The organism is Propioniciclava soli, from assembly GCF_014858005.1.
Classification (GTDB): Bacteria; Actinomycetota; Actinomycetes; order Propionibacteriales; family Propionibacteriaceae; genus Propioniciclava; species Propioniciclava soli.
Window position 1 is genome coordinate 297,622 of the sequence record NZ_JACYOT010000006.1, and the last position, 24,190, is coordinate 321,811.

Annotated in this window: 25 protein-coding genes and 1 pseudogene; 12 read left to right on the forward strand and 14 right to left on the reverse strand. The window is 71.2% G+C overall.

All coding sequences use genetic code 11. The annotated features are described in order from the left end of the window. Positions 1–15: 15 nt before the first annotated feature. Complete coding sequence (locus tag IFY26_RS08405) at positions 16–1,065, reverse strand: Gfo/Idh/MocA family protein (RefSeq protein WP_232548539.1); 1,050 nt, start codon at positions 1,063–1,065, stop codon at positions 16–18. 219 nt (positions 1,066–1,284) lie between these two features. Here IFY26_RS08405 and IFY26_RS08410 point away from each other — a divergent pair, with 219 nt between their 5' ends. The 4 genes from IFY26_RS08410 to IFY26_RS08425 all read left to right on the forward strand — a co-directional run bounded on the left by IFY26_RS08410 (position 1,285) and on the right by IFY26_RS08425 (position 4,792). After that, on the forward strand, positions 1,285–1,641 hold the full coding sequence (locus IFY26_RS08410; RefSeq protein ID WP_232548540.1) for a HesB/IscA family protein: 357 nt from the start codon (positions 1,285–1,287) through the stop codon (positions 1,639–1,641). A 157-nt stretch (positions 1,642–1,798) separates the two neighbouring features. Next, a complete protein-coding gene (ctaC, locus tag IFY26_RS08415) occupies positions 1,799–2,647 on the forward strand; it encodes an aa3-type cytochrome oxidase subunit II (RefSeq protein WP_463366321.1) in 849 nt (282 codons plus the stop codon). A 1-nt stretch (position 2,648) separates the two neighbouring features. Beyond that, positions 2,649–4,364, forward strand: a complete 1,716-nt coding sequence (gene ctaD, locus IFY26_RS08420) for an aa3-type cytochrome oxidase subunit I (RefSeq protein ID WP_232548541.1) — start codon at positions 2,649–2,651, stop codon at positions 4,362–4,364. Next, positions 4,364–4,792: a cytochrome c oxidase subunit 4 gene (locus tag IFY26_RS08425; protein ID WP_232548542.1), complete on the forward strand. Its 429-nt coding sequence runs from the start codon at positions 4,364–4,366 to the stop codon at positions 4,790–4,792. Before ctaD ends, IFY26_RS08425 begins: the two co-directional genes overlap by 1 nt. A gap of 171 nt (positions 4,793–4,963) precedes the next feature. Here IFY26_RS08425 and IFY26_RS08430 read toward each other — a convergent pair whose 3' ends face one another. The 5 genes from IFY26_RS08430 to ctaE all read right to left on the reverse strand — a co-directional run bounded on the left by IFY26_RS08430 (position 4,964) and on the right by ctaE (position 10,846). After that, on the reverse strand, positions 4,964–6,424 hold the full coding sequence (locus tag IFY26_RS08430) for a GuaB1 family IMP dehydrogenase-related protein (RefSeq protein ID WP_332836169.1): 1,461 nt from the start codon (positions 6,422–6,424) through the stop codon (positions 4,964–4,966). 87 nt (positions 6,425–6,511) lie between these two features. Continuing rightward, positions 6,512–8,218: a cytochrome bc1 complex cytochrome b subunit gene (gene qcrB, locus IFY26_RS08435; RefSeq protein ID WP_416046563.1), complete on the reverse strand. Its 1,707-nt coding sequence runs from the start codon at positions 8,216–8,218 to the stop codon at positions 6,512–6,514. Beyond that, entirely contained in the window at positions 8,218–9,291 is a 1,074-nt protein-coding gene (gene qcrA, locus IFY26_RS08440; RefSeq protein ID WP_232548543.1) for a cytochrome bc1 complex Rieske iron-sulfur subunit, read from the reverse strand. Before qcrA ends, qcrB begins: the two co-directional genes overlap by 1 nt. Then, a complete protein-coding gene (gene qcrC / locus IFY26_RS08445) occupies positions 9,288–10,088 on the reverse strand; it encodes a cytochrome bc1 complex diheme cytochrome c subunit (RefSeq protein ID WP_232548544.1) in 801 nt (266 codons plus the stop codon). The genes qcrA and qcrC overlap by 4 nt, the downstream gene beginning before the upstream one ends. 29 nt (positions 10,089–10,117) lie before the next feature. Beyond that, positions 10,118–10,846 carry an aa3-type cytochrome oxidase subunit III gene (gene ctaE, locus IFY26_RS08450; protein ID WP_463366322.1) on the reverse strand — a complete coding sequence of 243 codons (729 nt, stop codon included), beginning with the start codon at positions 10,844–10,846 and terminating at the stop codon, positions 10,118–10,120. Positions 10,847–11,022: 176 nt separating this feature from the next. Between ctaE and IFY26_RS08455 the strand changes: the two genes are divergently transcribed. Together IFY26_RS08455 and trpD are read left to right on the forward strand one after the other, a co-directional pair. Further along, a complete protein-coding gene (locus IFY26_RS08455; protein WP_232548545.1) occupies positions 11,023–11,433 on the forward strand; it encodes a DNA-binding transcriptional response regulator in 411 nt (136 codons plus the stop codon). Further along, positions 11,430–12,464 (forward strand): anthranilate phosphoribosyltransferase, encoded by a 1,035-nt coding sequence (gene trpD, locus IFY26_RS08460; protein WP_232548546.1) that lies wholly within the window; start codon positions 11,430–11,432, stop codon positions 12,462–12,464. The genes IFY26_RS08455 and trpD overlap by 4 nt, the downstream gene beginning before the upstream one ends. A 17-nt stretch (positions 12,465–12,481) precedes the next feature. Here trpD and IFY26_RS08465 read toward each other — a convergent pair whose 3' ends face one another. From IFY26_RS08465 to IFY26_RS18445, 3 genes and pseudogenes are all read right to left on the reverse strand, one after another. Beyond that, positions 12,482–13,138: an A24 family peptidase gene (locus IFY26_RS08465; protein WP_232548547.1), complete on the reverse strand. Its 657-nt coding sequence runs from the start codon at positions 13,136–13,138 to the stop codon at positions 12,482–12,484. Positions 13,139–13,147: 9 nt separating this feature from the next. Next, a complete protein-coding gene (locus IFY26_RS08470; protein WP_232548548.1) occupies positions 13,148–13,669 on the reverse strand; it encodes a hypothetical protein in 522 nt (173 codons plus the stop codon). A gap of 149 nt (positions 13,670–13,818) precedes the next feature. Continuing rightward, positions 13,819–13,986 (reverse strand): annotated as a pseudogene (locus IFY26_RS18445) (sunset domain-containing protein); the annotation flags it as partial. A gap of 939 nt (positions 13,987–14,925) precedes the next feature. On the opposite strand from IFY26_RS18445, the gene IFY26_RS08480 reads away from it, so the two are divergent. Beyond that, positions 14,926–15,444 (forward strand): peptidylprolyl isomerase, encoded by a 519-nt coding sequence (locus IFY26_RS08480; protein ID WP_232548549.1) that lies wholly within the window; start codon positions 14,926–14,928, stop codon positions 15,442–15,444. A 33-nt stretch (positions 15,445–15,477) separates the two neighbouring features. Here IFY26_RS08480 and IFY26_RS08485 read toward each other — a convergent pair whose 3' ends face one another. The 3 genes from IFY26_RS08485 to IFY26_RS08495 all read right to left on the reverse strand — a co-directional run bounded on the left by IFY26_RS08485 (position 15,478) and on the right by IFY26_RS08495 (position 18,025). Continuing rightward, on the reverse strand, positions 15,478–15,753 hold the full coding sequence (locus IFY26_RS08485; RefSeq protein ID WP_232548550.1) for an Lrp/AsnC family transcriptional regulator: 276 nt from the start codon (positions 15,751–15,753) through the stop codon (positions 15,478–15,480). 9 nt (positions 15,754–15,762) lie between these two features. Further along, complete coding sequence (locus IFY26_RS08490; protein WP_232548551.1) at positions 15,763–17,502, reverse strand: DEDD exonuclease domain-containing protein; 1,740 nt, start codon at positions 17,500–17,502, stop codon at positions 15,763–15,765. A 127-nt stretch (positions 17,503–17,629) separates the two neighbouring features. Further along, positions 17,630–18,025 (reverse strand): bleomycin resistance protein, encoded by a 396-nt coding sequence (locus IFY26_RS08495; RefSeq protein WP_232548552.1) that lies wholly within the window; start codon positions 18,023–18,025, stop codon positions 17,630–17,632. A gap of 81 nt (positions 18,026–18,106) precedes the next feature. Here IFY26_RS08495 and IFY26_RS08500 point away from each other — a divergent pair, with 81 nt between their 5' ends. Together IFY26_RS08500 and IFY26_RS08505 are read left to right on the forward strand one after the other, a co-directional pair. Further along, positions 18,107–18,364, forward strand: a complete 258-nt coding sequence (locus tag IFY26_RS08500; RefSeq protein WP_232548553.1) for a hypothetical protein — start codon at positions 18,107–18,109, stop codon at positions 18,362–18,364. 118 nt (positions 18,365–18,482) lie between these two features. Then, positions 18,483–19,625 (forward strand): basic secretory family protein, encoded by a 1,143-nt coding sequence (locus IFY26_RS08505; RefSeq protein ID WP_232548554.1) that lies wholly within the window; start codon positions 18,483–18,485, stop codon positions 19,623–19,625. Positions 19,626–19,631: 6 nt separating this feature from the next. Here the strand turns inward: IFY26_RS08505 and IFY26_RS08510 are convergent, their stop codons facing one another. Together IFY26_RS08510 and IFY26_RS08515 are read right to left on the reverse strand one after the other, a co-directional pair. Then, a complete protein-coding gene (locus tag IFY26_RS08510; RefSeq protein ID WP_232548555.1) occupies positions 19,632–20,027 on the reverse strand; it encodes a DUF2218 domain-containing protein in 396 nt (131 codons plus the stop codon). Continuing rightward, on the reverse strand, positions 20,024–20,785 hold the full coding sequence (locus IFY26_RS08515; RefSeq protein ID WP_232548556.1) for an alpha/beta hydrolase: 762 nt from the start codon (positions 20,783–20,785) through the stop codon (positions 20,024–20,026). Before IFY26_RS08515 ends, IFY26_RS08510 begins: the two co-directional genes overlap by 4 nt. Before the next feature lie 56 nt (positions 20,786–20,841). Between IFY26_RS08515 and IFY26_RS08520 the strand changes: the two genes are divergently transcribed. The 3 genes from IFY26_RS08520 (at position 20,842) to IFY26_RS08530 (ending at position 24,079) form a co-directional block, all read left to right on the forward strand. Further along, positions 20,842–21,591: a lysophospholipid acyltransferase family protein gene (locus IFY26_RS08520; RefSeq protein ID WP_232548557.1), complete on the forward strand. Its 750-nt coding sequence runs from the start codon at positions 20,842–20,844 to the stop codon at positions 21,589–21,591. 77 nt (positions 21,592–21,668) lie between these two features. Further along, positions 21,669–23,054, forward strand: a complete 1,386-nt coding sequence (locus IFY26_RS08525; protein WP_232548651.1) for a class II 3-deoxy-7-phosphoheptulonate synthase — start codon at positions 21,669–21,671, stop codon at positions 23,052–23,054. Then, positions 23,051–24,079, forward strand: a complete 1,029-nt coding sequence (locus IFY26_RS08530) for a threonine aldolase family protein (protein WP_232548558.1) — start codon at positions 23,051–23,053, stop codon at positions 24,077–24,079. The genes IFY26_RS08525 and IFY26_RS08530 overlap by 4 nt, the downstream gene beginning before the upstream one ends. Positions 24,080–24,190: the final 111 nt, after the last annotated feature.

The following is a 24,190-nucleotide window of genomic DNA, read 5'->3' on the forward strand; positions in this document are numbered from 1 at the left end:
CGCCGGCGTCCGCCCTCAGGCCAGGTGACCCTGGCGCACCGCGTCGGCCTGGGCCTGCAGCGCCAGCCGCATGACCTCGAACGTGTGCTCCTGCGGGCAGGCCGTCTCCGTGCGGTCGCGGACGTCATCCAAGAACTGCCGGTAGTAGGTGACCGGGAGGTCGTCGCAGCTCTCGTGGTGGACGCCGTCGGCGTCCGCGACGAACAGGTGGTTCGTGCCCTCGCGTCCGGCGATGTCGACGTACTTGCGCAGCTCGATGTACCCCTGCGTCCCGAGGATGAACAGGCGGCCGTCACCCCAGGTGGGCAGGCCCTCGGGGGTGAACCAGTCGACGCGGACGTACCCGGTCGCGTGATCGTTGCGCAGCACGACGTCGCCGAAGTCCTGGAAGGCCGGGTCGTCGGGGTGGGCGTAGTTGGCGACGGTGCTGGACGCCACCTCTGCCGTGGTCGAATTCGTGAACCACAGGAACTGGTCGAACTGGTGGCTGGCGATGTCGACCAGGATGCCGCCGAAGTTGGCCTCGTCGTAGAACCAGTCCGGACGCCCGCCGCTGGCCCCCAGGTGGGCCCGATCGCCCTCGCGGTGGGGGCCGAGGCCGAGGGTCTGGACGACCTGACCGATCCGGCCCGACCGGGCGATCTCACCGGCCCGCGCCACGGCGGGAACCTCGAAGCGCTCGGAGTAGGTGACCGACCAGATGCGACCCGTCTCGGCCACGGTGGCGCGCAACTCCTCGAGCTGGGCCATCGTGGTGCAGCCCGGCTTGTCGGTCATCACATCCTTGCCGGCGCGCAGGGCGGCGAGGGCGATCTCGGCGCGGTCCTTGGGGATCGCGGCGGTGACGATGACGTCGATGTCGGGGTCGGCGAGCAGCTCGGCCTCGGAGCGGGTGGGCACGTCGGGGGCGTTCTCGTGGAACGTCTGGGCGATGCCGGAACGTTCGTCACGCGTCGCGACGCCCACGAGCTCGGCCCCGGCGGCGAGCAGCCCCCGGGTCTGGCCGAAGATGTGCGCGTGGTCGAGCCCTATGGCGGCGAACCGGATGGGAACGGCGTCGTTCATGGTGTGGTGACCTCCTCAGGCGCCCAACCTAGCCGTTTCCGCGGCGGCGTGGGGCGTGCGGCTAGCATGGTTCACGGAACGTACACCACAGGCCCGGGCGGCCACCGGCGGCGGCGACAGCGGCCCGCGGGGACGCGAGGCAACGGCCTGGGGAACAATTGGCGTCCGCGACGCGTTGTCGGGGATGCGAGAACACCCGATCCATCGGAGGAACCACCCATGAGTGTTGAGTTGACGCCCGAGACCGAGGCCGACGGCATCGTCCTGACCGAGGTCGCCGCGAAGAAGGTCTCCGACCTGCGCGAGAGCGAGGGCGAGGAGAACCTGGTGCTGCGCATCAGCGTCGCGCCCGGCGGCTGCTCGGGCCTGCGCTACCAGTTGGCGCTGGACGACCGTGAGCTCGACGGCGACGTCGAGAAGGAGTGGTACGGCGTCAAGGTCGTCACCGACCGCATGAGCGCGCCCTACCTGTCGGGGGCCACGATCGACTTCGTGGACACGATCTCCCAGCAGGGTTTCACCATCGACAACCCGAACGCGCAGGGCTCCTGCGCCTGTGGAGACAGCTTCCACTGATCACATTTCGGCCACGGCTGGCGAAAAGCGCCCGTCCCACCGCTTCGCATGAGGCGTGGGACGGGCGTTTTGGGTTAGTGTTGCGGCTGAGCATCGACAGCTCGGCCGAGCGCTGCTTGCACAGCCCCGGCGGGCCAACCAGACGGAAGGGTGTGACGTGGGTCGTACGAGATCCGGGCGAGCCGCACGGCGGGTCGCTCTCACCGCGGTGGCGCTCGCGTCGACCGTGGCGCTGACGGGCTGTTCAGAGGCGACGATGGAGCAGTGGGGCCGGTGGGGCCTGCCCGAACCCATTTCGGATCGTGCCCCGTTCATCGGCAACCTGTGGAACGGCGCCTGGATCGCCTCGATGGTGATCGGCGTCTTCGTGTGGGGCCTCATCGGCTGGGTGATCTTCCGCTACCGGCGCCGCAGCGACGACGAGCTGCCGCGCCAGACGCGGTACAACCTCCCGCTGGAGATCCTCTACACCCTGGTGCCGTTCCTCATCATCGGGGTGCTGTTCTTCTTCACGGTGCAGAGCCAGAACGCGGTGCTGGCCAAGGATTCCCCCGACGTGGTGCACGAGATCGACGTCGTGGGCCAGAAGTGGTCCTGGACCTTCAACTACCGCGAGGCCGACAACCCCGAGATCGGGTCGGACGCCCACACGATCGGCACCATCGAGCAGATCCCCACCCTGGTGCTGCCCGTGAACGAGCCGGTGCGGTTCAACCTGGAGTCGGCTGACGTCATCCACTCGTTCTGGATCCCGGGCTTCTACTTCAAGCTCGACGTGGTCCCCGGACGGCACAACAGCTTCGACGTGACGCCGACGACCGAGGGCACCTACCTCGGCAAGTGCGCCGAACTGTGCGGCACGTACCACGCCGCCATGGTCTTCAACGTGGAGGTCGTGAGCGTCGAGGAGTACAACGCGCGCATCACCGAGCTCGCGGAGACAGGCAATGCGGGGCTCGAAGGGGTTCCGGAATTCCCGGGCTCCGGCCCCAGGACGGAGGGCTGACATGACCACGGCTGCACGCGTCGACGGCGCCACCGTCGTACGGCCGGCTCGGCGCCAGAACCTTGGCGCCCTCGTCATGAGCTACATGACGACGACCGACCACAAGGTCATCGCCAAGCTGTACATCTGGACGGCCCTGGCGTTCTTCGGGCTCGGTGGCCTGTTGGCCCTCGGCATCCGCGCCGAGCTGGCGTTCCCCGGCGTCCAGTACTTCAACTACGAGGCGTTCAACCAGCTCTTCACGATGCACGGCACGATCATGTTGCTGATGTTCGCGACGCCGATGTTCGCCGCGTTCGCCAACGCGCTGCTGCCGTTGCAGATCGGCGCCCCGGACGTCGCCTTCCCGCGCCTCAACATGTTCGCCTACTGGCTCTACCTGGTGGGCTCCCTCGTCGCGTGCGCGGGCTTCCTCAGCCCGGACGGCGCCGCGTCGTTCGGCTGGTTCGCCTACGTGCCGCTCTCGGACGCGGTGAACTCGCCCGGAGTCGGCGGCGACCTCTGGCTCGTCGGCCTCTACATGCTGGGCCTGAGCTCGATCGTCGGCGCGGTCAACTTCATCACGACCATCGTCTGCATGCGCGCCCCCGGCATGACCATGTGGCGCATGTCGATCTTCACCTGGAACATCCTGGTCACCTCCATCCTCGTGCTGGTCGTGTTCCCGGTGCTGGCCGCGGGCCTGCTGGTGCTGCTGAGCGATCGCGTGCTGGGGACGCACATCCTCGGTTCGGCCACGGGCGGCGCCATGCTGTGGCAGCACCTGTTCTGGTTCTTCGGCCACCCCGAGGTGTACGTCCTTGCCCTGCCGTTCTTCGGCCTCATCACCGAGATCCTGCCGGTGTTCAGCCGCAAGCCGGTGTTCGGCTACGTCGGCCTCGTCGCCGCGACGCTGTCCATCGGCGGCCTCTCGATCTCGGTCTGGGCCCACCACATGTTCGTGACCGGCGCGGTGAACCTGCCGTTCTTCTCGTTCATGACATTCCTCATCGCGGTGCCGACCGGCGTGAAGTTCTTCAACTGGATCGGCACGATGTGGGGCGGCTCCGTCCGGCTCGACAGCCCGATGCTGTGGTCGATCGGCTTCCTCACCACGTTCCTGTTCGGTGGCCTGACCGGCGTCATCCTGGCGTCCCCGCCGCTGGACTTCCACGTGTCGGACACCTACTTCGTGGTCGCGCACTTCCACTACGTGCTGTTCGGCACCGTGGTGTTCGCGATGTTCGCCGGGTTCTACTTCTGGTGGCCGAAGATGTACGGCTACATGCTCAACGAGCCGTTGGCCAAGCTGCACTTCTGGCTGGTGTTCGTCGGCTTCCACACCACGTTCCTCGTCCAGCACTGGCTGGGCATCGAGGGCATGCAGCGGCGCATCGCCGACTATTTGCCGGGCGAGGGGTTCACCTTCCTCAACCAGGTCTCCACCGTCGGCGCCTTCCTGCTCGGCGTCTCGATGCTGCCGTTCCTGTGGAACGTCTACACGAGCCACAAGAATGCCCCGCGCGTGACCGTTGACGACCCCTGGGGTTGGGGCCGGTCGCTGGAGTGGGCGACGTCCTGCCCGCCGCCGCGGTTCAACTTCACCAAGCTGCCGCGCATCCGCTCGGAGTCGCCGGCGTTCGACCTGTACCATCCGGAGGCGGCCCAGCAGGGCCCGCACCGCGTGAACCCGCTGCAGGAAGGTCTCGTACATGGCGACGCGGAGGAGACGAACTGATGAGGACTGAAGCCCGCGTCTTTTTGTTCCTGGTCATCTTCTTCGGCGTCGTCACGCCAGCCTACGCCGGTGTCACCTGGTGGCTGGACGGCGCTCTCGAGCCCATCGGCACCACCGTCCTCGCCCTGACGCTGCTGTTCTCGGCCATGATCTGGGGCACGTTCGCCATCACCGGGCGGACGCTGACCCGGGGCAACCAGCCCGGCCGCCCCGAGGACCGGAAAGACGCCGAGATCATCGACGGCGTCGGTGCCCTCGGGTTCTTCCCGCCGAAGAGCTTGGTGCCGTTCTGGTCGGCCATCGCCATCATGCTGCTGTTGCTGGGCCCGGTCTTCGGCTGGTGGATCTCGCTGATTGGCGTCGCGGTCGGCATCTGGACCGTGTTCGGCTGGGCGTACGAGTTCTACGTCGGCGACTACCGCCACTGATCACCACCCCTCGCTGCGAGGGCCGCGTTATCACGCGCCATCGCCCCGGGCGGCTTCGGCCCGCCCGGGGCGATGTGCTCTGCGAACACCTCTGGGGTGCTCTGAAGCCCTGGGGGATCCTAAAGGGGCCTGCGCGGGCCGGTGTGGGCCCGTGGGGGGCGCACAGGTCCGCTACCAGGACTGGTGCAGGGGCCGGCCCTCTTCGTAACCTGAGCGGCTCTGGACGCCCACGTTGGCCCGGGTGTGGAACGTCTTGAGCGTCCTGGCTCCCGCGTAGGTGCAGGAGGAGCGCACGCCGGAGGTGATGAAGTCGATGAGGTCCTCCACGCCGGGGCGCCCGGGGTCCAAGTACATCCGCGAGGAGGAGATGCCCTCCTCGAAGAGACCGGCCCGGGCACGCTCGAAGAAGCTCTGCTCCTGGGTGCGCGCGCGGACGGCGCGGGCGGACGCCATGCCGAAGCTCTCCTTGTACGCACGGCCGTCCGGGGCGACGTTCATGACGCCGGTGGACTCGTAGGTGCCGGCGAACCACGAGCCGATCATGACCGCGCCGGCGCCGGCCGCGAGCGCCAAGGAGACGTCGCGGGGGTGACGGACGCCTCCGTCGGCCCAGATCGCCTTGCCCATCTCGGCCGCAGCCGCCGCACAGTCGAGCACGGCCGAGAACTGGGGGCGTCCGACGCCGGTCTGCATGCGGGTGGTGCACATCGCACCCGGCCCGACGCCCACCTTGACGATGTCCGCCCCGGCCTCGATCAGGTCCACCGTGCCCTCCGCGGTCACCACGTTGCCGCCGACGAGGGGCACCCGGGGGCCACCGGCTGCGGCGTGGGCGTCCCGCAGTGTGCGCACGAGGCGGATGGCCTCGAGCATGCGGTCCTGGTGTCCGTGCGCCGTGTCGAGCACGAGCACGTCCGCGCCGGCGTCCAGCATCGCCCGAGCGCGTTCCTCCACGTCCCCCGAGATGCCCACCGCCGCGCCGATGCGCAGGCGCCCGCCCGCGTCCAGGGCGGGGGAGTAGATGGCCGAGCGCATGGCCCCCTTGAGCGTCAGGACGCCCACCAGCCGTCCGTCGCCGTCGGTGGCCAACGCGAGGCGGTGGCGCCGCTCGGTGAGCCTGGCGAACACGTCCTTGGGGACGGTGTCGGCGTCGACGAGCGTCAGGTCTGTCGTCATGAGCTCGTGGACGGGCACGAACCGGTCGACACCCTCGCCGTCGGCGGGGGAGACCAGTCCCACGGGCCGTCGCTCGTCGTCGAGCACCACGGCGACGCCGTGGGCGCGCTTGAGGATCAGGGCCAGGGCCTCGCTGATCGTGGTGTCGCGCGTCACGTGGATCGGGGTGTCGAAGACGGCGTGGGCCCCCTTCACCTTGGCGATGAGGCGGGTGGCGACCGCGGCCGAGAGGTCTTGTGGGATCACGGCGAGCCCGCCGCGGCGGGCCACCGTCTCGGCCATGCGCCGCCCGGAGATGGCCGTCATGTTCGCCACCACCAGGGGGATCGGCAACGAGAGACCATCGGTGGAGGTGAGGTCGACCTCCATCCGGCTGCGGACGGCCGATCGTGTCGGCGACATGAACACGTCGTCATAGGTGAGGTCGAAGTCGGGCCTGCCGGTCGTGAAACGCACCCGCCCATGCTACCGGGCAACCCCGTGCCACCGGGGAACGACGAAGGCCCCCACCCGGTGCTCCGGGTGGGGGCCGACGTGGGTGGATCAGACCAGCTGCCGCGGCATGTCGTCGTCAGAGGCGTCCTCGTGGTGGTGCGCCTCCTCGAGCTCGGCCGCCGTCGGCTTGCGCACGTCGTCGCCCACGAACCACCGCGACATGCGGGCGGTGAACCCGGAGACGGCGTTCGGGTCGCGGCGGCGGACGCCGTGCTCGTCCTCGGTCTCGGACGCCTCGAGCGGCTCGTACTGCTTGTGCTGGGTGAGGGTGAAGGCCTCCCCCTGCGAAATGGGGGCGTGGCCCTCGGCATAACCGCCCGCGGGGTCGCGGACGAGGACGCCGGATTCGCTGCCGTGCAGGACGCGCTCCCGGTCGGCCCGCTGGAGCGACAGGCAGATGCGCTTGGTGACGAAGAACGCGATCACGGGCATGACGAAGACCAGCACCCGGATCGACATCGTCACGGCGTTGAGTGAGACGTTGAACTGGGTGGCGATGATGTCGTTGGCGCCGTTGAGCCAGAACATCCCGTAGCACGTCATGCCGGCCACGCCGAGGGCGGTGCGGGTCGGGGCGTTGCGAGGACGGTCGAGGAGGTGGTGCTCGCTCGTGTCCCCGAGCAGCTTGGCCTCCACGAAGGGCCACAGCGCCAGCACCGTGAACAGCAGCCCCATCAGGCCGACACCGGGCAGGAACACCGACCACGTCCAGGTGGTGTTGCCCCAGTGCGATTCCCAGCCCGGTGGGATGAGGCGCAGGGCACCCTCCAGCCAGCCCATGTACCAGTCCGGCTGGGAGCCGGCGGTGACGGCGGCGGGGTTGTACGGGCCGTAGAGCCAGACCTGGTTGATCGACATCGTGGCAGCCATCAGGATCAGCGCGCCGAACACGATAAAGAAGAAGCCACCGGCCTTCGCCATGTAGACGGGGAAGAGGGGATACCCCACCACGTTGGCCTCGGTGCGGCCCGGGCCGGGGAACTGCGTGTGCTTGTGGTACACCACGAGGGCGAGGTGGGCGGAGATGAGGCCGAGGATGACGGCCGGCACCAGCAGGATGTGCACCATGTAGAGCCGCGAGATGAGCAACTCGCCCGGGAACTGCCCGCCGAAGACGAAGAACTCGAGCCAGGTGCCGACGACGGGGATCGACCGGATCAGGCCGTCCACGAAGCGCAGGCCCGTGCCGGAGAGGAGGTCGTCCGGCAGGGAGTAGCCCGAGAAGCCAGCGATGAGCGACGTCGCCATGAGGCCCACGCCGATCAGCCAGTTGATCTCGCGGGGCTTGCGGAACGCGCCGGTGAAGAACACGCGCAGCATGTGGGCGGTGATGGCCGCCACGAACAGCAGCGCCGCCCAGTGGTGGATCTGGCGGACCAACAGGCCGCCCCGCACGTCGAAGCTGATGTCCAGCGCCGAGGCGAAGGCCTCGGACACGTGGCGTCCGCGCATCAGCTCGTAGGTGCCGGTGTACTCGATCTCGGCCATGGACGGCCGGAACCAGATGGTGAGGAAGATGCCGGTGATGAGCAGGACGATGAACGAGTAGAGCGCGATCTCGCCCAGCAGGAACGACCAGTGGTCGGGGAACACCTTGCGCAGCCCCGCCTTGCCGATCTTCGCGAGGCCCATGCGCTCGTCGAGCCACGTGGTTCCCCGCGGCATGGTGCGCTGGGGCGGGGCGGCGCTGGCACCGGTGGTGTCCCGCGGCTCGGGCGCCGCGGGGGTGGGGACAACGTCAGCTGGCCTGGCCATCACTGATCACCCTCTACGTAGTCGTTGTGGGAATCGCGCTCGAAGAAGCTCGGGCCCACCGGGACGGTGAAGTCGCTCTGGGCGACGAGGTAGCCGTCGGCGTTCACCCGCAGCGGGAGCTGGGGGAGGGACCGGGCGGCCGGGCCGAACACGACGACGCCGGAGTTGCCGAGGTCGAACGTGCTCTGGTGGCAGGGGCACAGGACGTGGTGCGTCTGCTGTTCCCACAGCGTGATGGGGCAGCCGACGTGGGTGCAGATCTTGCTGTAGGCGAGAATGCCGCCCACCTGCCAGTCGCGGCGCGATTCGGGGATCTGGATGCGGTTCGGATCCATCCGCACCACGATCAGGGGCGACTTGGCCTTCTCGGTCATGTAGTCGACCCCGTGGAGGTCGAAGAGGCTGGCCGGCTCGGCGTTGACGAGTTGGCCGATCTCGAGATCCTCGGGGCGCAGCGGCCGGGCGTTGACGTCGTTCACGACGACCTCCCCCTCGGTCCACAACGTCTTCTCGATGGTCTCGCGGCGGACGGCCGCGGTCGGCCAGGGCCCCATGTCGGCGAGGGACACGAGCGCGGGGACGGCGAGGATGCCCAGGGCGCCCCCGAGACTGCCCAGCAGCATGCCGCGGCGGGAGACGCCGGCGTCCATGACGCCTGCGTGGACCTTCTCGGCGAAGGCCTCCCGGGTCGCGGTGTCGGACGATGCCGGGTGACGCTGCTCGACCATCTCGTGGTCACTCATCAGCTGCCGCGCCCAGTGCACGGCCCCGAGGCCGATGAAGAGCACCGCGAGACCACCCGTGAGGCCCAGCAGGAGGCTGTTCAGCGGCCACTGGGTGCCGAGCAGGGGCACCCAGAGGTGCTGCGGCACCGCGAAGTAGACCACGACGAACGCGATCGCCAGCACGGGGACGAGGCCGAAGAGGGTGAGAACCTGGAGGTAGGCACGCCGGGCCGCCGCAGGGTCGGCATCGGTGTAGCGCTCCACGTGCTCCCCGAGCCCCGGGTTGGCGACGGGGAGGCGGGTGCCGTCCTCGACCGGGGCGAGGCTGTTGTGTTCGGTGCTGCTCATCGCTTCAGCGCTCCTCGGGATGCGATCCACACGGCGACGAGGCAGAGCCCGCCGATACCGACGACCCAGACGGCGAGGCCCTCGGTGACGGGACCGAAGCCACCCAGGGTGAAGCCGAGGGTGGGCTGCTCCTCCATCGTCTTGAGGTAGCCGATGATGGCCGCCACGTCCTCGTCCGGGATGGCGCCCTCGGAGAACACCGGCATCTGCTGCGGGCCGGTCCGCATGGCCTCGTAGATGTGCAGGGGCTCGACACCGGTCAACGGCGGGGCGTACTTGCCGTTGGGCAGGGCACCCCCGACGCCAGCGGCCTGGTGGCAGGCGGAGCAGTTGGTGCGGAACATCTCACCGCCGCGGGCGATCTCCTCCTCGGTGAGCGTGCTGTAGTCGTACTGCGACGAGTTCGGGACCGCCGGGCCGGGGCCGAGGGAGGCCACATACGCCGAGATGGCAGCGATCTCCTCGGCCGTGTAGGTGTTGACCCGGCTGGGGGCCTGCATGCCGGGGCGGGCCATGGGCATGCGTCCGGTGCTCATCTGGAAGTCGACGGCGGCGGCGCCGACGCCGACGAGCGTCGGGCCCTGGGACGTGCCCTCGCCGTTCAGGCCGTGGCAGGAGGAGCAGGTCACCTGGTAGAGGGCCTTGCCCTCGGCCACCTGACCCGACATGCCCGTGTCCGCCGCCACCTGGGTGGACGGGACGAACGCGGCGTAGAGCGAGCCGAAGAGGATGAGTGCGAGGACGAGGGCCGCGGGGCGGGCCGCCCGGTGTCGCCGTCGGGTGCGTGGAGGTCGCATGAGCGTGGTGCGCCTTTCGGTTCGGGCGGTCAGCGGATGAGGTAGATCACCGCGAAGAGGATGATCCAGACGACGTCGACGAAGTGCCAGTAGTACGACGTGACGATCGCATGGACCCGCTGCTCGTGGGTGAACGTGCGGGCGAGGTACGTGCGGCCGATGAGCACGAGGAAGGCGATCAGCCCGCCCAGCACGTGCAGCCCGTGGAAGCCGGTGGCGAGGAAGAAGGCCCCGGTGTAGGCATTGGTGGAGAGCACGAAACCCTCGGAGACGAGCTCGGTGTACTCGAAGGCCTGCCCGCCGATGAAGACCGCGCCCATGAGGAACGTGAGCAGGTACCACTCCCGCATGCCCCAGCCGGCGACGTTGACGATGCTGCCCGACCGGCCGACGCGGCCCCGCTCGGCGCGGAAGACGCCGATCTGGCAGGTCACGGAGCTGAGCACCAGGATCGTGGTGTTGATCATCGAGAACCAGGGCCATTGCTGGCCAAACACCACGGGGTCGCTGAGGAAGTGGGAGGAACCCCAGTCCCACATGCTCTGCTGGCCCGTGGCGGCGGCGGTGGCGTTCGTGTGGTCGCGGAGGGAGAAGTACGCCGCGAACAGCGCCGCGAAGAACATCAGCTCGCTGGCCAGCCAGATGAGGGTGCCGATCGCCACCATGTCGGGGCGCCCCTTGACGCCGTGGAGGCGCGCAGCAGGCACCGGATGGACGGCGCCGGGGGGCAGGGCCACGGTCGCGCTCGCACTGGAAATGTTCGCCACGGGCGCCATTATTACCGTTCGACCCTGTCGCAGTCACGTCGTAGGGGCGGTTCCGGGCGAAATAGTTGGGTGTTCGTTATGTGCGGGGGCCCCGCGCGGGTGCGGACGACCCGGAAGCCCGGGTCGGGATAGCATGAGCCTCGACCCTGCCCGACAGTGAGGACGCCATGACCGACCAGGCCAGCATTCTGGTGTATTCCGACGATCGCACCGTGCGCGAGAGCATCCGGCTGGCGCTCGGGCGCCGCGTGGCGGCCGACGTGCCCGCGGTGGTGATCACCGAGTGCGCCACCCACCAGGCCGTCAGCAAGGCCTTGGACGCCGGCGGCTTCGATCTCGTGGTGATGGACGGCGAAGCCACCCCGGCCGGCGGCATGGGGCTCTGCCGGCAGGTCAAGGACGAGACCCCCGACTGCCCGCCCGTGCTGCTGCTGGTGGCCCGCGTGGCGGACGCCTGGTTGGCCACCTGGTCGCGCGCCGACGCGGTGGTGTCGTACCCCGTCGATCCGATCCGCCTGCCCGCGGCGGCCGCCGATCTGCTGCGCGCGCGGCTGGCCCGGGAGGCGTCCGCGTCGTGACCCCCGGCTGGCCCGACCTGCTCTCCCATCTCGTCGGACACGGCGACCTGGACGCCGGGCAAGCGGCCTGGGCGATGAACCAGGTGCTCTCCGGAGAGGCGACGCCGGCCCAGATCGCCGGGTTCATGGTGGCGCTGCAGTCCAAGGGCGTCACCGCCGACGAACTGTCGGGCCTCGTGTCCGGCATGCTCGACAACGCCCGGCCCGTCGCGCTGCCGTCCGAAGCGGTCGACATCGTCGGCACGGGTGGGGATCGCGCGAACACCGTCAACGTGTCGACCATGGCGGCCATCGTGGCCGCGGCGGCGGGCGCGCGGGTCGTGAAGCACGGCAACCGGGCGGCCTCCTCGGCCTGCGGCACGGCGGACTGCCTCGAGGCGCTCGGCGTGACGCTGGACCTCGAGCCTGAGCGGCAGCGGGCCGTGTTTGACGCCGCCGGCATCGTCTTCCTGTTCGCTTTCGTCTATCACCCCTCGCTGCGTCACGCCGCCGTTCCCCGGCGCGAGCTCGGCATTCGTACTCCCTTCAACTACCTGGGGCCGCTGGCCAACCCCGCCCGCCCGCGTGCCGCCGCTCTGGGGGTGGCCGACGGCCGGATGGCCGCGCTCATGGCCGACGTGCTGGCCGGACGCGGCGCGCGCGGCCTGGTGTTCCACGGTGGCGATGGGCTCGACGAGCTGACCACCACGACTGCCAGCGACGTGTGGGTGGTGGCCGACGGTGACGTCACCCGCACCCGGCTCGACCCGGCCGATCTGGGGCTGCCCCGCGCACAGCCCGACGACCTCGTCGGCGGCGACCCGGACCACAACGCCGCCGTGGTGCGCGACACCCTGGCCGGCGCGACCGGCCCCGTGCGTGACATCGTGCTGCTCAACGCTGCGGCCGGCCTGCTGGCCTTCGACGGGCCGGACGCGAGCGCTCCCCTGGCCGACCTGCTTGCTCCCCGGTTGGCGCGCGCCGCGGAGGCGGTCGACTCCGGGGCGGCGGTCGCCCTGCTCGAACGCTGGGTGGCTGCAACCCAAGCCTGAGCGAGCGGCGTCGCCCGTCAGAGCGCGCCCGACACCGCCCACCAGACGAGGGCGAGGAAGGGGCCGGACCACAGGCCCGGGCCGTACGGGAACGGGCCGGTGTGGCGCCCGGCCCGGTGCGCAAGTCCCCAGACAGCGCCGGCACACGTGCCGGCCAGCACCGCCGCGGCGGTGAGGGTGGCGCCCCCCTCGAGTGCGGCCACGGCACCGATCGTGGCGGCGAGGCGGACGTCGCCGTACCCCACCTGACGCGTCCACGCCCACAGGGCGTGGAAGAAGCCGCCCACGGTCACGGCACCCAGCGCCGCCGCCCCCACGGGGCCGAGCTCGCCGCGCACGAGCGCGGCCGTCGCCACACCGACGGCGGCCACCCCCCAGCCGATGCGGGAGAGTGCCGCGGGGAGCCAGGTGGTGCGCGCATCGATCACGACCGCCCAGACGTTCACCACCGCCAGCGATGCCCACGCCAGCCAGTGGGCCACGGGGGTGAGGCAGGTGACCAGCCCCGTGACGACGAGGGTGAGCGCGCCCACCGCCACCAGGAGTCGCGGCGTGGCGAGAGCCGGGTAGTCGGGTGCCTCCGGCGGGCGGGGGAGGCGGCGCAGCACCCACGGCGTCGCTGCGGTGGTGACCGCAGCGGTCACCATGGCGGTCAGGAGCGATGGCCACGGCACGGCCCGAGCCTAGGCTGCCGACGCGACCGCGGCCGGCCGAGCGCTCACCCCTCGGTCGCGTCCGGCCGCGCCCAGCGCCGACTTGTCGATCAGCTCGTGGGCGGCCAGCACGCCGTAGGCCCACGCGGTGGTCACGGGTCCGTTGGCCCCGGCCAGCAACGCGGTGGTGACCTCCTTCGGCACGCCCATGTGCACGGCGAGTTCGTGGGGGTCGTGCCCGCGCCGCGCCAGCTCCGCGAGCCGCTGCCGCGTACGGCCACCCCCGACCCACGTGTGCGACAGGGCGGTGACGTTCTGGGGCGTCACCGCCAACAGCAGGTGGGCCGCGTGCCGCGGGAGGCGGCGCAGCCGGCGTCCGTTGCGACCCCGGACCAGCGACGTCGCGGTGCTGATGGACACTCCCGCGCTCAGGGCGACGACCTGCCACGGCAGCCCGGCGATGGTGCTGACGTGGAGGAGGTGGGCGCGGAACGGGGCGGCATCCACCCACGCGTAGGGGTGGGCGTCGCTGGGGTGACGGGTGGTGCTCATGCAGACCTCCTGAGTGCTCTCACCCGAACAAGGCCCGCCCCGTGGGCGGATTGTGAGCACTCGGGGCCAATTTTTTTTGGTACGCCCCCGGGACGCGGCGAGGGGGGCGTGGCACGTGGCCACGCCCCCCTCGGGGTTGCGTCGTCAGGTCAGCGCTGGGCCTTGGTGAAGCCCGCCGCCTCGGCGGCCTCCTCGCTGTTGAACCACACGTCGGCGATCGTGCGCTCGTAGCCCCCGTTGCCCTGCACGTGGAACTTCATCGAGCGCTCGTTGCCCTTGATCGCGTAGCCCTCCGGCGGGTTGGTCCCGACGTAGGACCCCTCACCGTGAGGGCTATCGACGAAAGGGTCGGCATCGCCCTCCGCGGCGTCGGTGTCGTCGACGACCGTCTCGGTGGTCTCCTCGACGGTCACCACCGGCTCGGCGTCGGCATCGTCGGCCACGACGGGCGTGACCTCCTCGGTCACCACGGTCGAGTCGTCCAGGAGCGGCGCCGCAGCATCGGTCTCGTCGACCTCGGTGAGGTCGTCCGCGAGGTTCTGCGCGGTCGTCGGCACGTAGGGCGAGCTGGGCTCGTGCGCCTGCCACCCGGAGTCGGCCGGAGCCAGGAACCGCTTGACGCCGTAGGCGGCAGCGGCCAGGAGCCCGCTGGCCAGCGCCACCTTGCCGATCGTGCCCCACACCGACTTCTTGCGCTGCTGCGGCACCACGTGGCGGGGAACTTCGGGCAGCTCGAACTTCGACGTGGTGTCGGCCGCATCGTGGAGCACGGAGCTGACCCACGGGATCAGGCCGTACTGCACCTTGCCGCGGGCGTTGTCGATGACCGGCGCCACCTTCTGATAGGCGTCGTCGACCGCAGGGCCGACGCGGTCGAGTGCCTCGTCGATGTGCGGACGGGCGGCGTCCATGGCCTCGGCGGCGTAACCGGCCGCCTTCTTGCGGGCGTCATCGGCGTAGCCGCGGGCCGACTTGTAGGCGTCCTCGGCGCGCGGGGCCAGGTAGTCCTGGGCCTGCTTCAGGTACGCCTGTGCCTGGGCGAGGGCGTCCTTGCCGAGATCATTCGCGGCGTGGGTGGTGTCACCGACGGCGCGTTCGAGCTTGCTCTTCCTCACGGTTCCTCCGTATGTGGGTTGGGTTCGCGTGGTCGCGTACGACCCACGGTAGCCGGTGGGCGCCGCCTGCAACAGACGCCGGGGCGCTCAGGTAACGTGGGGGACTCGCACACCGCGTGACCCGAGGAAAGGACTTCCACCGTGGCCTCCCAGGCGACCCTCCACACCAACCACGGCGACATCGTGCTGGACCTGTTCGACGAGCAGGCGCCCAAGACCGTCGCCAACTTCGTCGGCCTGGCGAACGGGACGAAGGAGTACAAGGACCCGGAGAGTGGCCAGGCCACCACCGGCAACTTCTACGACGGCCTCGTGTTCCACCGCGTCATGGACGGCTTCATGATCCAGGGCGGCTGCCCCCTGGGCACCGGGACCGGCGGGCCGGGGTACCGCTTCGGCGACGAGTTCCACCCCGAGCTGCTGTTCAACCGTCCCTACCTGCTCGCCATGGCGAACGCCGGGCCGGGCACCAACGGCTCGCAGTTCTTCATCACCGTGGCCCCCACGCCGCACCTGAACTTCCGGCACACGATCTTCGGCGTCGTGGCCGATGACGCGAGCCGCGCGGTGGTTGACGAGATCGCCCACGTCCGCACCGCCCGGGGGGATCGCCCGGTCGACGAGGTCGTCATCGAGTCGGTCGAGATCACCGAGGGCTGAGCCCGGCGCGGCAGGCGGCCTTCGCCCCCGGGGTCAGTCCCCGAGGGAGAAGGCCGCTTCCAGGTCGTGGGCGCTGTACGCGCGGAACGCCAGGTGGGTCTGGGTGTCGGTGACACCGGGCACCTTGTTCATGCGGCCGGTCACGATGTCGGCGATGTCGTCGACGGTTCGGGTCCGGATGATCGCCACGAGGTCGATGGCGCCCGTGACGGAGTACACCTCGGTCACGCCCGGGATCGCGGCGAGGGCCTCGGCGACCTCCGGCACCTGGTCGACCTCGGCGTTGATGAAGACGATCGCGGTGTTCATGGCTGCACCCTAACCATTCCCGGCCGGTGTCGGCGACGCTTCGGCCAGCGCGTGCCGGGGCAGGTCGCCCAGCGCGATCGCCCCGTGCAGGGGCCAGCTCCACTCGCCCTCGATCTCGATGAGGCGGACGCCGGGGCGCTCCAGCCACGCGGCCACCCGCTCCGCCTCCTCGATGGTGGCGGCCGGGAGCCCCGGCACCGGTCGCTCGACGCGTTCCGCCGCGGTCACCGCGTCCCGGGCCACGGCCTGGGGCACCTCTCCCGGGCGGGCCACGGCCGCAGCCGCGAGGCGTCCGAAGCGGATGACGTGGATCTCCCAGCCCCCCTCCGCGCGGCAGGCGGCGACGATCTGGGGGCACCGGGACAGCGACGCGAGCCGGCGCGTCCGGGTGGCCGCCCGGACGAAAGTGCCCAGCCGTTCGGTGACCCGCCCCGCCTCCTCGAACCGTTCCGCGGCGATGAGGTGCGCGAGCCGGTCCCGTTGGGCGGACAGGACGGGTCGGACGTCGGCGTCCAACACCACCCGCACCCGGTCGCTCAGCTCGGTGTACTCGGCCCGGCTGACACTGCCGTCACACGGAGAGACGCAGCGCCCCATCTCGCCGAGGGCGCACGGCGTCCCCGGTCGCCGCTCGGAGAGCCGCTCGGTGCACTGCCGCAGCGCGAAGGCGTCATGGAGGGCGAACATCGCCTCCTCGGCGCCCTGGCGGCGTCCGAACGGGCCCAGGTAGGTGCCGCCGTCGTCGGCCACCTTTCGCACGATCGAGAAGCGCGGGTACGGTTCGCGAGTCAGCTTCAGCCAGTGCTGGCGTTCGGGGAACTTGGAGCGCCGGTTGTAGCGCGGCGCGTGCGCGGCGATGAGGCGCAGCTCCAGCACCTCCGCCTCCAACGGCGTCCGGCACACCGTGGCCTCCACCCCGGTGGACACCCGCACCATCTCCTCCATGCGCGGCCGCTTCTCGGCCGCGGTGAAGTAGGAGCGGACGCGGGAGCGGATGTTGACGCTCTTGCCCACGTACAGCACCTGGCGGCGGACGACGCCGTCACGGTCGGGAAGATCGGCCACGAAGGTGTAGACACCGGGAGCGGCGGGTAGGTCGGAGGCCCACGTGCGCTTGGCCCGCCGCTCCGGCGAGACGCCGCGGGTGAACTCCAGCAGGTCCTCCATCGTGGCGACGCCTAGGTTGCCCACGCGCTCCAGCAGCGCGTGCAGGACGTGGACGGTCGCCCGGGCGTCCGTGAGCGCCCGGTGGTTGGGCTCGACCGGAGCGCGGAAGTGGTGGGCCAGCGTCGCCAGCTTGACGTTGGGCACCTCGTCACGCATCAGGACCCCGCGGGCGAGCGCCACCGTGTCCACGACCGGCGGGTTGCTCCACGGCGTGTCGAGCGCCGCACCCGCGCGCTTCAGGAAGCCCATGTCGAAGGCGGCGTTGTGGGCGACCAGGACGGCCCCGCGCGCGAACTCCCAGAACGAGGGCAACACCTCCGCGACCCGCGGCGCGCCGACCACCATCGCGTTGGTGATGCCCGTGAGCACGCTGATGAGCGGGGGGATCGCCTCGGCCGGGTTCACCAGGGTCTGGAACTCCCCGGTGACCTCGCCGCCACGCACCCGCACGGCCCCGATCTCGGTGATGGAGGCCTGCGGTCCGCTGCCGGTCGTCTCGAGGTCGACGACCACGAACACGGTGGTGGCCAGGGCATGGCCGAGGTCGTCGAAGCTGGGCTGGAGCAGGGCCGGGGATCGCATGCGCAGAGAATCGCAGCCACCTCTGACACTTTCGCCGCCGCTGCCCTGTGCCGTGTGGGGTGCGGCGCTCTCGACGCCCCCCACCCCGGCCGCTGCGGCCCCGCGCCGGGGGCCCTCGACAGACGGGTCACCGTGCCGGGTGCGCCCCGGGTGAGCCGATCCTGAGCAGGTTGCCCGACGGGTCGACGACCGCGAACTCGCGCATGCCGTACCCGGTGTCGACGGGCGCGACGACACGCATGCCGGTGTGGGCGTCCGGGACGACCGAGGGGGCCCACGCGTCGTGGAGGGCCTGCGCGTCGTCGACGTACACATAACAGCTCGACGCCGTGCTCAGCGGATCGGTCTCGGGATCCAGGGCCAGGTGCAGTTCGATCCGTCCCCGGGCCAGGATGCAGTAACCCCACGTCTCGGGCGGATCCCCGATGTTCTCGAAACCCAACCGCTCGTAGAACGCGAGGGACTCCGCCAGATCCCGCGTCGGCAAGATGGGGACGGCGCGCTCGGTCGCAACGGGTGCCATCGGGGCAGGCTACCGTTCGGCCGACCAGCCGGCAAGGGGCGGCGGTCGGAAACTGTCGGAGGGGCCTGCAAGGGTGCGGGCATGGACACGATGTTGGTTGACTGCAACGCCTGCTCGGCCCGGGGGCCGGCGTGCTCGGGGTGTGTGGTGTCGGTGCTGCTGGGCTCGCCGGGGCAGGCCGCGGACGCACTCGCGGCGGACGAGGTGGACGCCCTGGACGCGCTGGCCGGGGGTGGCCTGTTGCCGCCGCTGCGCCTGGTGCACCCGGTCGCGTCCGATCCGCCGGAGCGCTGGCCGCGGCCCGCCGAGGCGCGCTCGAGGCGCCGCCACCGGGCCTGACCGTGCGCCACCTCCGGGGCCCAGGGGTGTGGCGTGGCGCGAGGTGGCGCGTCCTGGCGTGGCGTGCCGGGTGGCGGACGGGTGCGGTCTGCCCGCCCGGGGCGCTACTGTGCGCGGCATGCCCGCCTGCTCCCACCCCGGCCGCGGAGTCACCCGGCGCAGGCTGTTGGGGGTCGCCGTCGCCGGCGCAGGCGTGGCCGGCCTCGGCGGCTGCGGCATCCGGACGGACGCGTCCGCACCGCCGGCGTCCGCCGGACCGACGGGGGCGGCGTCCACCGCGACGACCGACCGGCCTCGGACGACGCGCGTGGTGGCGGGTCGGTTGGGGGACGCGCTGGTGGCCGGGGACCGGACGGGGTTCGTGGATCTCTTCACGGCGGGCGCCCGATCGCTGGGCGAGGTGTGGTTCGCGGCGTGGCGTTCGTTCACCGATGTGGCGATCGGCGGGTCCGCCGACGGGCATCTCGAGCTGACCTGGCGCCTGGGGGAGGAGGCCGGCACCTCGGCGGCCGCGCTGCCGATCAAGTTCCTCGGCGCGTTGATTGACGGGGTCGACGACCCGAGCCCGCTGCCCATCTGGCTGCGGCACCCGGTGGTGCTCGCCCGCTCCGGGCCGGTGAGCGTGCTCGCTGCCGCCGAGGTCGACGCCGACGCGTGGCTGGAACATGCTCGCACGGCGGCCGACCGCGTCCGCGATGCGGGCCTGGACGGCTGGCACGGCTGGACGGGGGACGTGGTGGTGGAGATTCCCGTCGACAGCCGCGACTTCGACCTGCGTGACGCCGGCGACGCGGGCTCCGGCGCGGCCGCCTACACCGTCCGTGAGGTCGACCACCAGGACGTGGTGGTGGTCGATCCGATGGTGACCAGGGCGTGGTCGGACGCCGATGTCGCCGGCCTGCTGACCCACGAGGTCGTCCATGTCGCCCTGGGGGTCTCGGGCGACCGGGCACCGATGTGGGTGCGCGAAGGCGTGGCCGACTGGGTCGCGGCGCCGTGGTGGCCGAAGCTGCGGGCGGAGAACCGGGCCGCATCGGCCGGGGCCCCCGCCGACGCGGAACTGCCCACCGACGCCGATTTCGCCGACCCGGACACCGTCGCCCGGGCCTATGCCCTCGCCGAGGCCGCCGTCGCGGGGATCGTGGCGGAGCACGGCCGCGACGCGCTCCTCGCGTGGGCCCACGACTGGGCCGGCGCGCCCGCTCCGTCAGCCGCCGCGCTCACCGAGCTGCTGCGCGCCGAGTTGGCCCGGCGCCGCTGACTGCGGTCACACCGTCTCAGGGAGCCCGGTGGGGGCGGGGCCGGCACCCTCGCGGCCGGGACGGCCCTCGTCCTCGCCGGTGTTCTCCTGACGGGTGCCCGTGCTGCCGTCGTCGCGCCGCCAGGCGACGACCAGCTCGTCCCGGGCACCGAAACGGACGAGGTGGCGTCCGATCACATCTTCGAGGGTGCCGACCGACCCGGGTTCGGTGGTGAGCTCGATGCGCAGGGTGCTCTCGGTGCACGTCAGCACCGCCCGGCCGGCGCCGAACTGGATCCAACCCGCCCGGTCGTCGTCGGACCAGTCGCTGCCCATGCGGCGCCCGAGGTGGGCCGCGAGCTGCTTGCCGTAGCGGGCGGGCCGCTCGGTGGCGACGTCGGCGACCGTGGTCAGATCCGTCACGAGAGTTCCTCCTGTGTCTGGGAGACCCGCTCGATGAAGTCCAGCGAGCCGGCGAAGATGCGCGGAGCGTCGTTGTCGATGGTTGCCACGTGATAGCTCTCCAACAGGGAGATCTCGGTGTAGTCGAGCGAGGAGACGAGCCGCCGGATCGTGTCCACCGACGAGGCGGGCACCACGTTGTCCACCCGGGAGCGATAGACCAGCAGCGGACAGGTCACCAGGTCCAGCAGCGCCTTCACCTCCGCCCAGAGCTTGTTGAGCTGGGCGACGCCGCCCACGGGTGTCATGGCGTAGGCGCCCTCGTCGACCCCCTCGAGCATGACGTCGTTGCCGATGCTGGGCACGGCGGGCACCACGTGGCGCAGGATGCCGGCCAGGCGTGCTTTGGGGTCGACCGCGCCGAGGGCGGGGTTCACCAGGACGACGCCGGCGATGTCGGTGTGGTTCTGCGCCAGCCTCAGGGCGAGCGCGCCACCCATGGAGAGGCCGGCGACGAACACCTGGGAACACCGTTCCGTGAGGCGCAGGTACTCCGCGTCCACGCAGTCGTACCAGTCCTGCCACCGGACGACGTTCAGCTCCTGCCAGCTCGTGCCGTGGCCCGGCAGGCGGGGCAGTGCGACCGTGTGGCCGGCGGCCGCCACGGCCTCGGCCCAGGGGCGCAGGGCCGCCGTGGTGCCGGTGAAGCCGTGGCAGAACAGGACGCCGATCTCGTCACCGTCGTGGTGGTACGGCTCGGCGTGGGGCAGGACGGGCATGCGCCCCATCGTAGGGGTGCGGGGCACTAGGGTGTGGCCGGGAAGGGAGTGCGTGCATGTGGTACGAGGTGTTCAAGGTGCCGTTTCGGGCCTTGTCGAAGTGGGGCTACGGCGGCCGGACGGTCGGTGAGTCGAACGTACCCAGCACCGGCGGCGTGATCCTGGCCAGCAACCACGTCTCGGCGATCGACACCTACGTGATGCCCGCGCTGATGCGGCGGCGCGTCACCTTCCCGGCCAAGGCGGAGCTGTTCGACGGCGACCGTGGGTGGCAGTCCAAACTCGTCGCCTGGTTCCTCAAGGCCGTCGGCCAGGTTCCGCTGGACCGTTCGGGAGGGCGGGCCTCCATGGACGGCCTCGGGCCGGTGGTGCAGGCCGTCACCGATGGTCAGGTGGCCGGCATCTTCCCCGAGGGGAGCCGCTCGCCCGACGGCCGTCTCTACAAGGGCAAGACCGGGGTGGCGCGGCTCGCGATGCTCACCGGGGCGCCCGTCGTCCCGGTCGGGGTCATCGACACCCAGATCACCGGCAAGAAGCTCGGCGTGGTGCCGTGGGCGTCGCGTCCCGTCATCCGCTTCGGCACCCCCCTCGACTTCAGCGAGTACGCCGATCGCGCGGACGATCGCGCCCTCGTCCGATGGATCACCGACGAGATCATGGCCGCCATCCAGGAGCTCACCGGCCAGACCTACGTCAACGCCTACTCCACGTCGGTCAAGTACGGCGGCATGGCCCCCGACGAGGTCGCGCGGCGGACGCTGCCGCGTCCCGGTGGTGGCCCGGCGCCCGAACCCCGCGCGCGCTGAGCCGCGCGCGCCGCGTCCGGAGCGCTGGGACGCGGGCGGCGCAACCCCGGCCGCTCACGTATCCTTTCGGGGTGCCGATGACCATCCCGAGCCTCCCCGACCTCCACGCGATCGGGGCGAGCCAGCAGCCCACCTACCTCGACCGGGCGGCGGTGGACGCCGCCGTCGCCGAGCTGGGTGCCCGGCCGCCGCTGGTCTTCGCCGGCGAGTGTGACGACCTCAAGGCCCGGATCGCCGACGTCGCCCAGGGGCGGGCGTTCCTGCTGCAGGCGGGGGACTGCGCGGAGACCTTCGACTCGGTGACGGCCGTCAACATCCGCAACTCCCTGCGCGTGCAGCTCTCGATGGCGGTCGTGCTGCAGTACGCCGCGCAGGTGCCGGTGGTGAAGGTCGGCCGCATCGCCGGGCAGTACGCCAAGCCGCGCAGCAACGACGACGAGACGCGTGAGGGCGTCACGCTGCCCAGCTACCGCGGCGACGCGGTGAACCGGCTCGCGTTCACCCCCGAGGGGCGGGCCCACGACCCCCACCGGCTCGTCGAGGTGTACAACCTCAGCGCGGCCACGCTCAACCTGGTGCGCGCGTTCGTCCAGGGCGGGTTCGCCGACCTGCGGACCGTCCATTCGTGGAACTCCGACTTCGTGCGCAACTCCCGCGTCGAAGCCCGCTACGAGGCCTTGTCGGCCGAGATCGAGCGCGCGCTCGCCTTCATGGTGACCTGCGGTGTGAGCGACGACGCGCTCAAGGTCGTCCACTACTACGCCTCGCACGAGGCCCTCCTGCTGGAGTACGAGCACGCCCTGGCGCGCATCGACTCCCGCACCGGCCAGCCCTACGGCACGAGCGGGCACATGCTGTGGATCGGTGAGCGCACCCGTCAGATCGACGGGGCCCACGTGGAGCTGCTCAGCCGGCTGCGCAACCCGATCGGCATCAAGGTGGGGCCGAGCGTCGCGGCGTCCGACCTGCGGGCCCTGGTCGAGAAGCTCGACCCCGACAACGAGCCCGGACGCCTCACGCTCATCACGCGCCTCGGCGCCAAGAAGGTGCGCGACGCGCTGCCCGCCATCATCGAGACGGTGCAGGCCACGGGTCGGACGCCGGCGTGGGTCTGCGACCCGATGCACGGCAACACCTTCGCGACGGACAACGGGTACAAGACGCGCGCGTTCCCGGTGATCTGGGACGAGGTGGACGGCTTCTTCGACGTCCACCGCGAGCTGGGCACCTGGCCCGGCGGCGTCCACCTGGAACTCACCGGCAACGACGTCACCGAGTGCGTCGGCGGCGTCGGCGAGCTGGCCGAGGCCGATCTGGCCCACCGTTACGAGACGGCCTGCGACCCCCGGTTGAACCGCAACCAGGGTCTCGAGCTGGCCTTCTACCTGGCCGAACGGCTGAACGAGGACCGGACGCGTCGCGGGTACAACCCCGCCCAGGACTTCGAGGCGATCGACCTGTGATCGACCTGCGCTCCGACACCGTCACCGTGCCCACCGCCGGCATGCTCGCGGCGATGACGGCGGCACCGGTCGGCGACGACGTCTACGGGGAGGACCCGACGATCGCCGAGCTGGAGGCGCGCACGGCGGCACTGCTGGGCCACGAGGCCGGGCTGTTCTGCGCCACCGGGTCGTTGGCGAACGTTCTCGGGGTGGCGCAGCACGTCGGGCCCGGTCAGGAGGTGCTGTGCGATGCCGGCGCGCACATCGCCCGTGCCGAGATGGGTGCCCACGGCGCGCTGACCGGCGTCACGATGCGCACGTGGGTTACGCCCGACGGCCGGGTCGACCCCGACGGGGTGGCGGCACTGCTGGCGCCGGACGCCGGCCCCTACCTCGTGTCGACGGCGTGCGTCGCCCTCGAGAACACCCACAACTTCGGTGGCGGAACGATCCAGCCCCTGGCCGCACTGCAGGCCGTGTCGACGCTGTGCGCGGACGCCGGCGTGGCGCGCCACCTCGACGGCGCGCGGCTGTGGAACGCCCACGTGGTGACGGGGGTAGACCTGGCCACCTACGGCGCGCTGTTCGACACGGTGAGCGTGTGCTTCAGCAAGGGCCTGGGTGCGCCGGTCGGCTCGGTGCTGGTGGGTTCGGCAGCCCAGATGGCGACCGCGCGGGTGCTGCGCAAGAGGCTCGGTGGGGGGTGGCGTCAGGCGGGGCTGCTCGCGGCGGCCTGCCTGTACGCCCTCGACCACCACGTGGCCCGTCTCGCCGACGACCACGCCGCGGCAAGCGCCTTCGCGGATGCGGCCCGAGAAGCGCTGCCGGTGGGGAGCCCAGCGCGGGTGGCCGAGCCGGGGACCAACATCGTCGTGGTGCACACCGGTGGCGTGCCGGCCGTGGAGGTCGCCGCCCGCGCTCTCGCCGAGGGCATCGCGCTGTCGGTGGTCGGGGCCCGGGTCGTCCGGGCGGTGACGCACCTGGGCGTCACGGCCGACCAGGCACGGCGCGCCGGGGAGATTCTCGCGCCGCTCCTCGGCTGACCGGGCCCGGCGCCCCGGCAGGACGCCACCGCACCGGTCACCACCGGGGCTCCCCGGGACGCCAGAAAATCATCATCGTCAACTTTTCACGTGCTGGGGAGCTTCTGCATC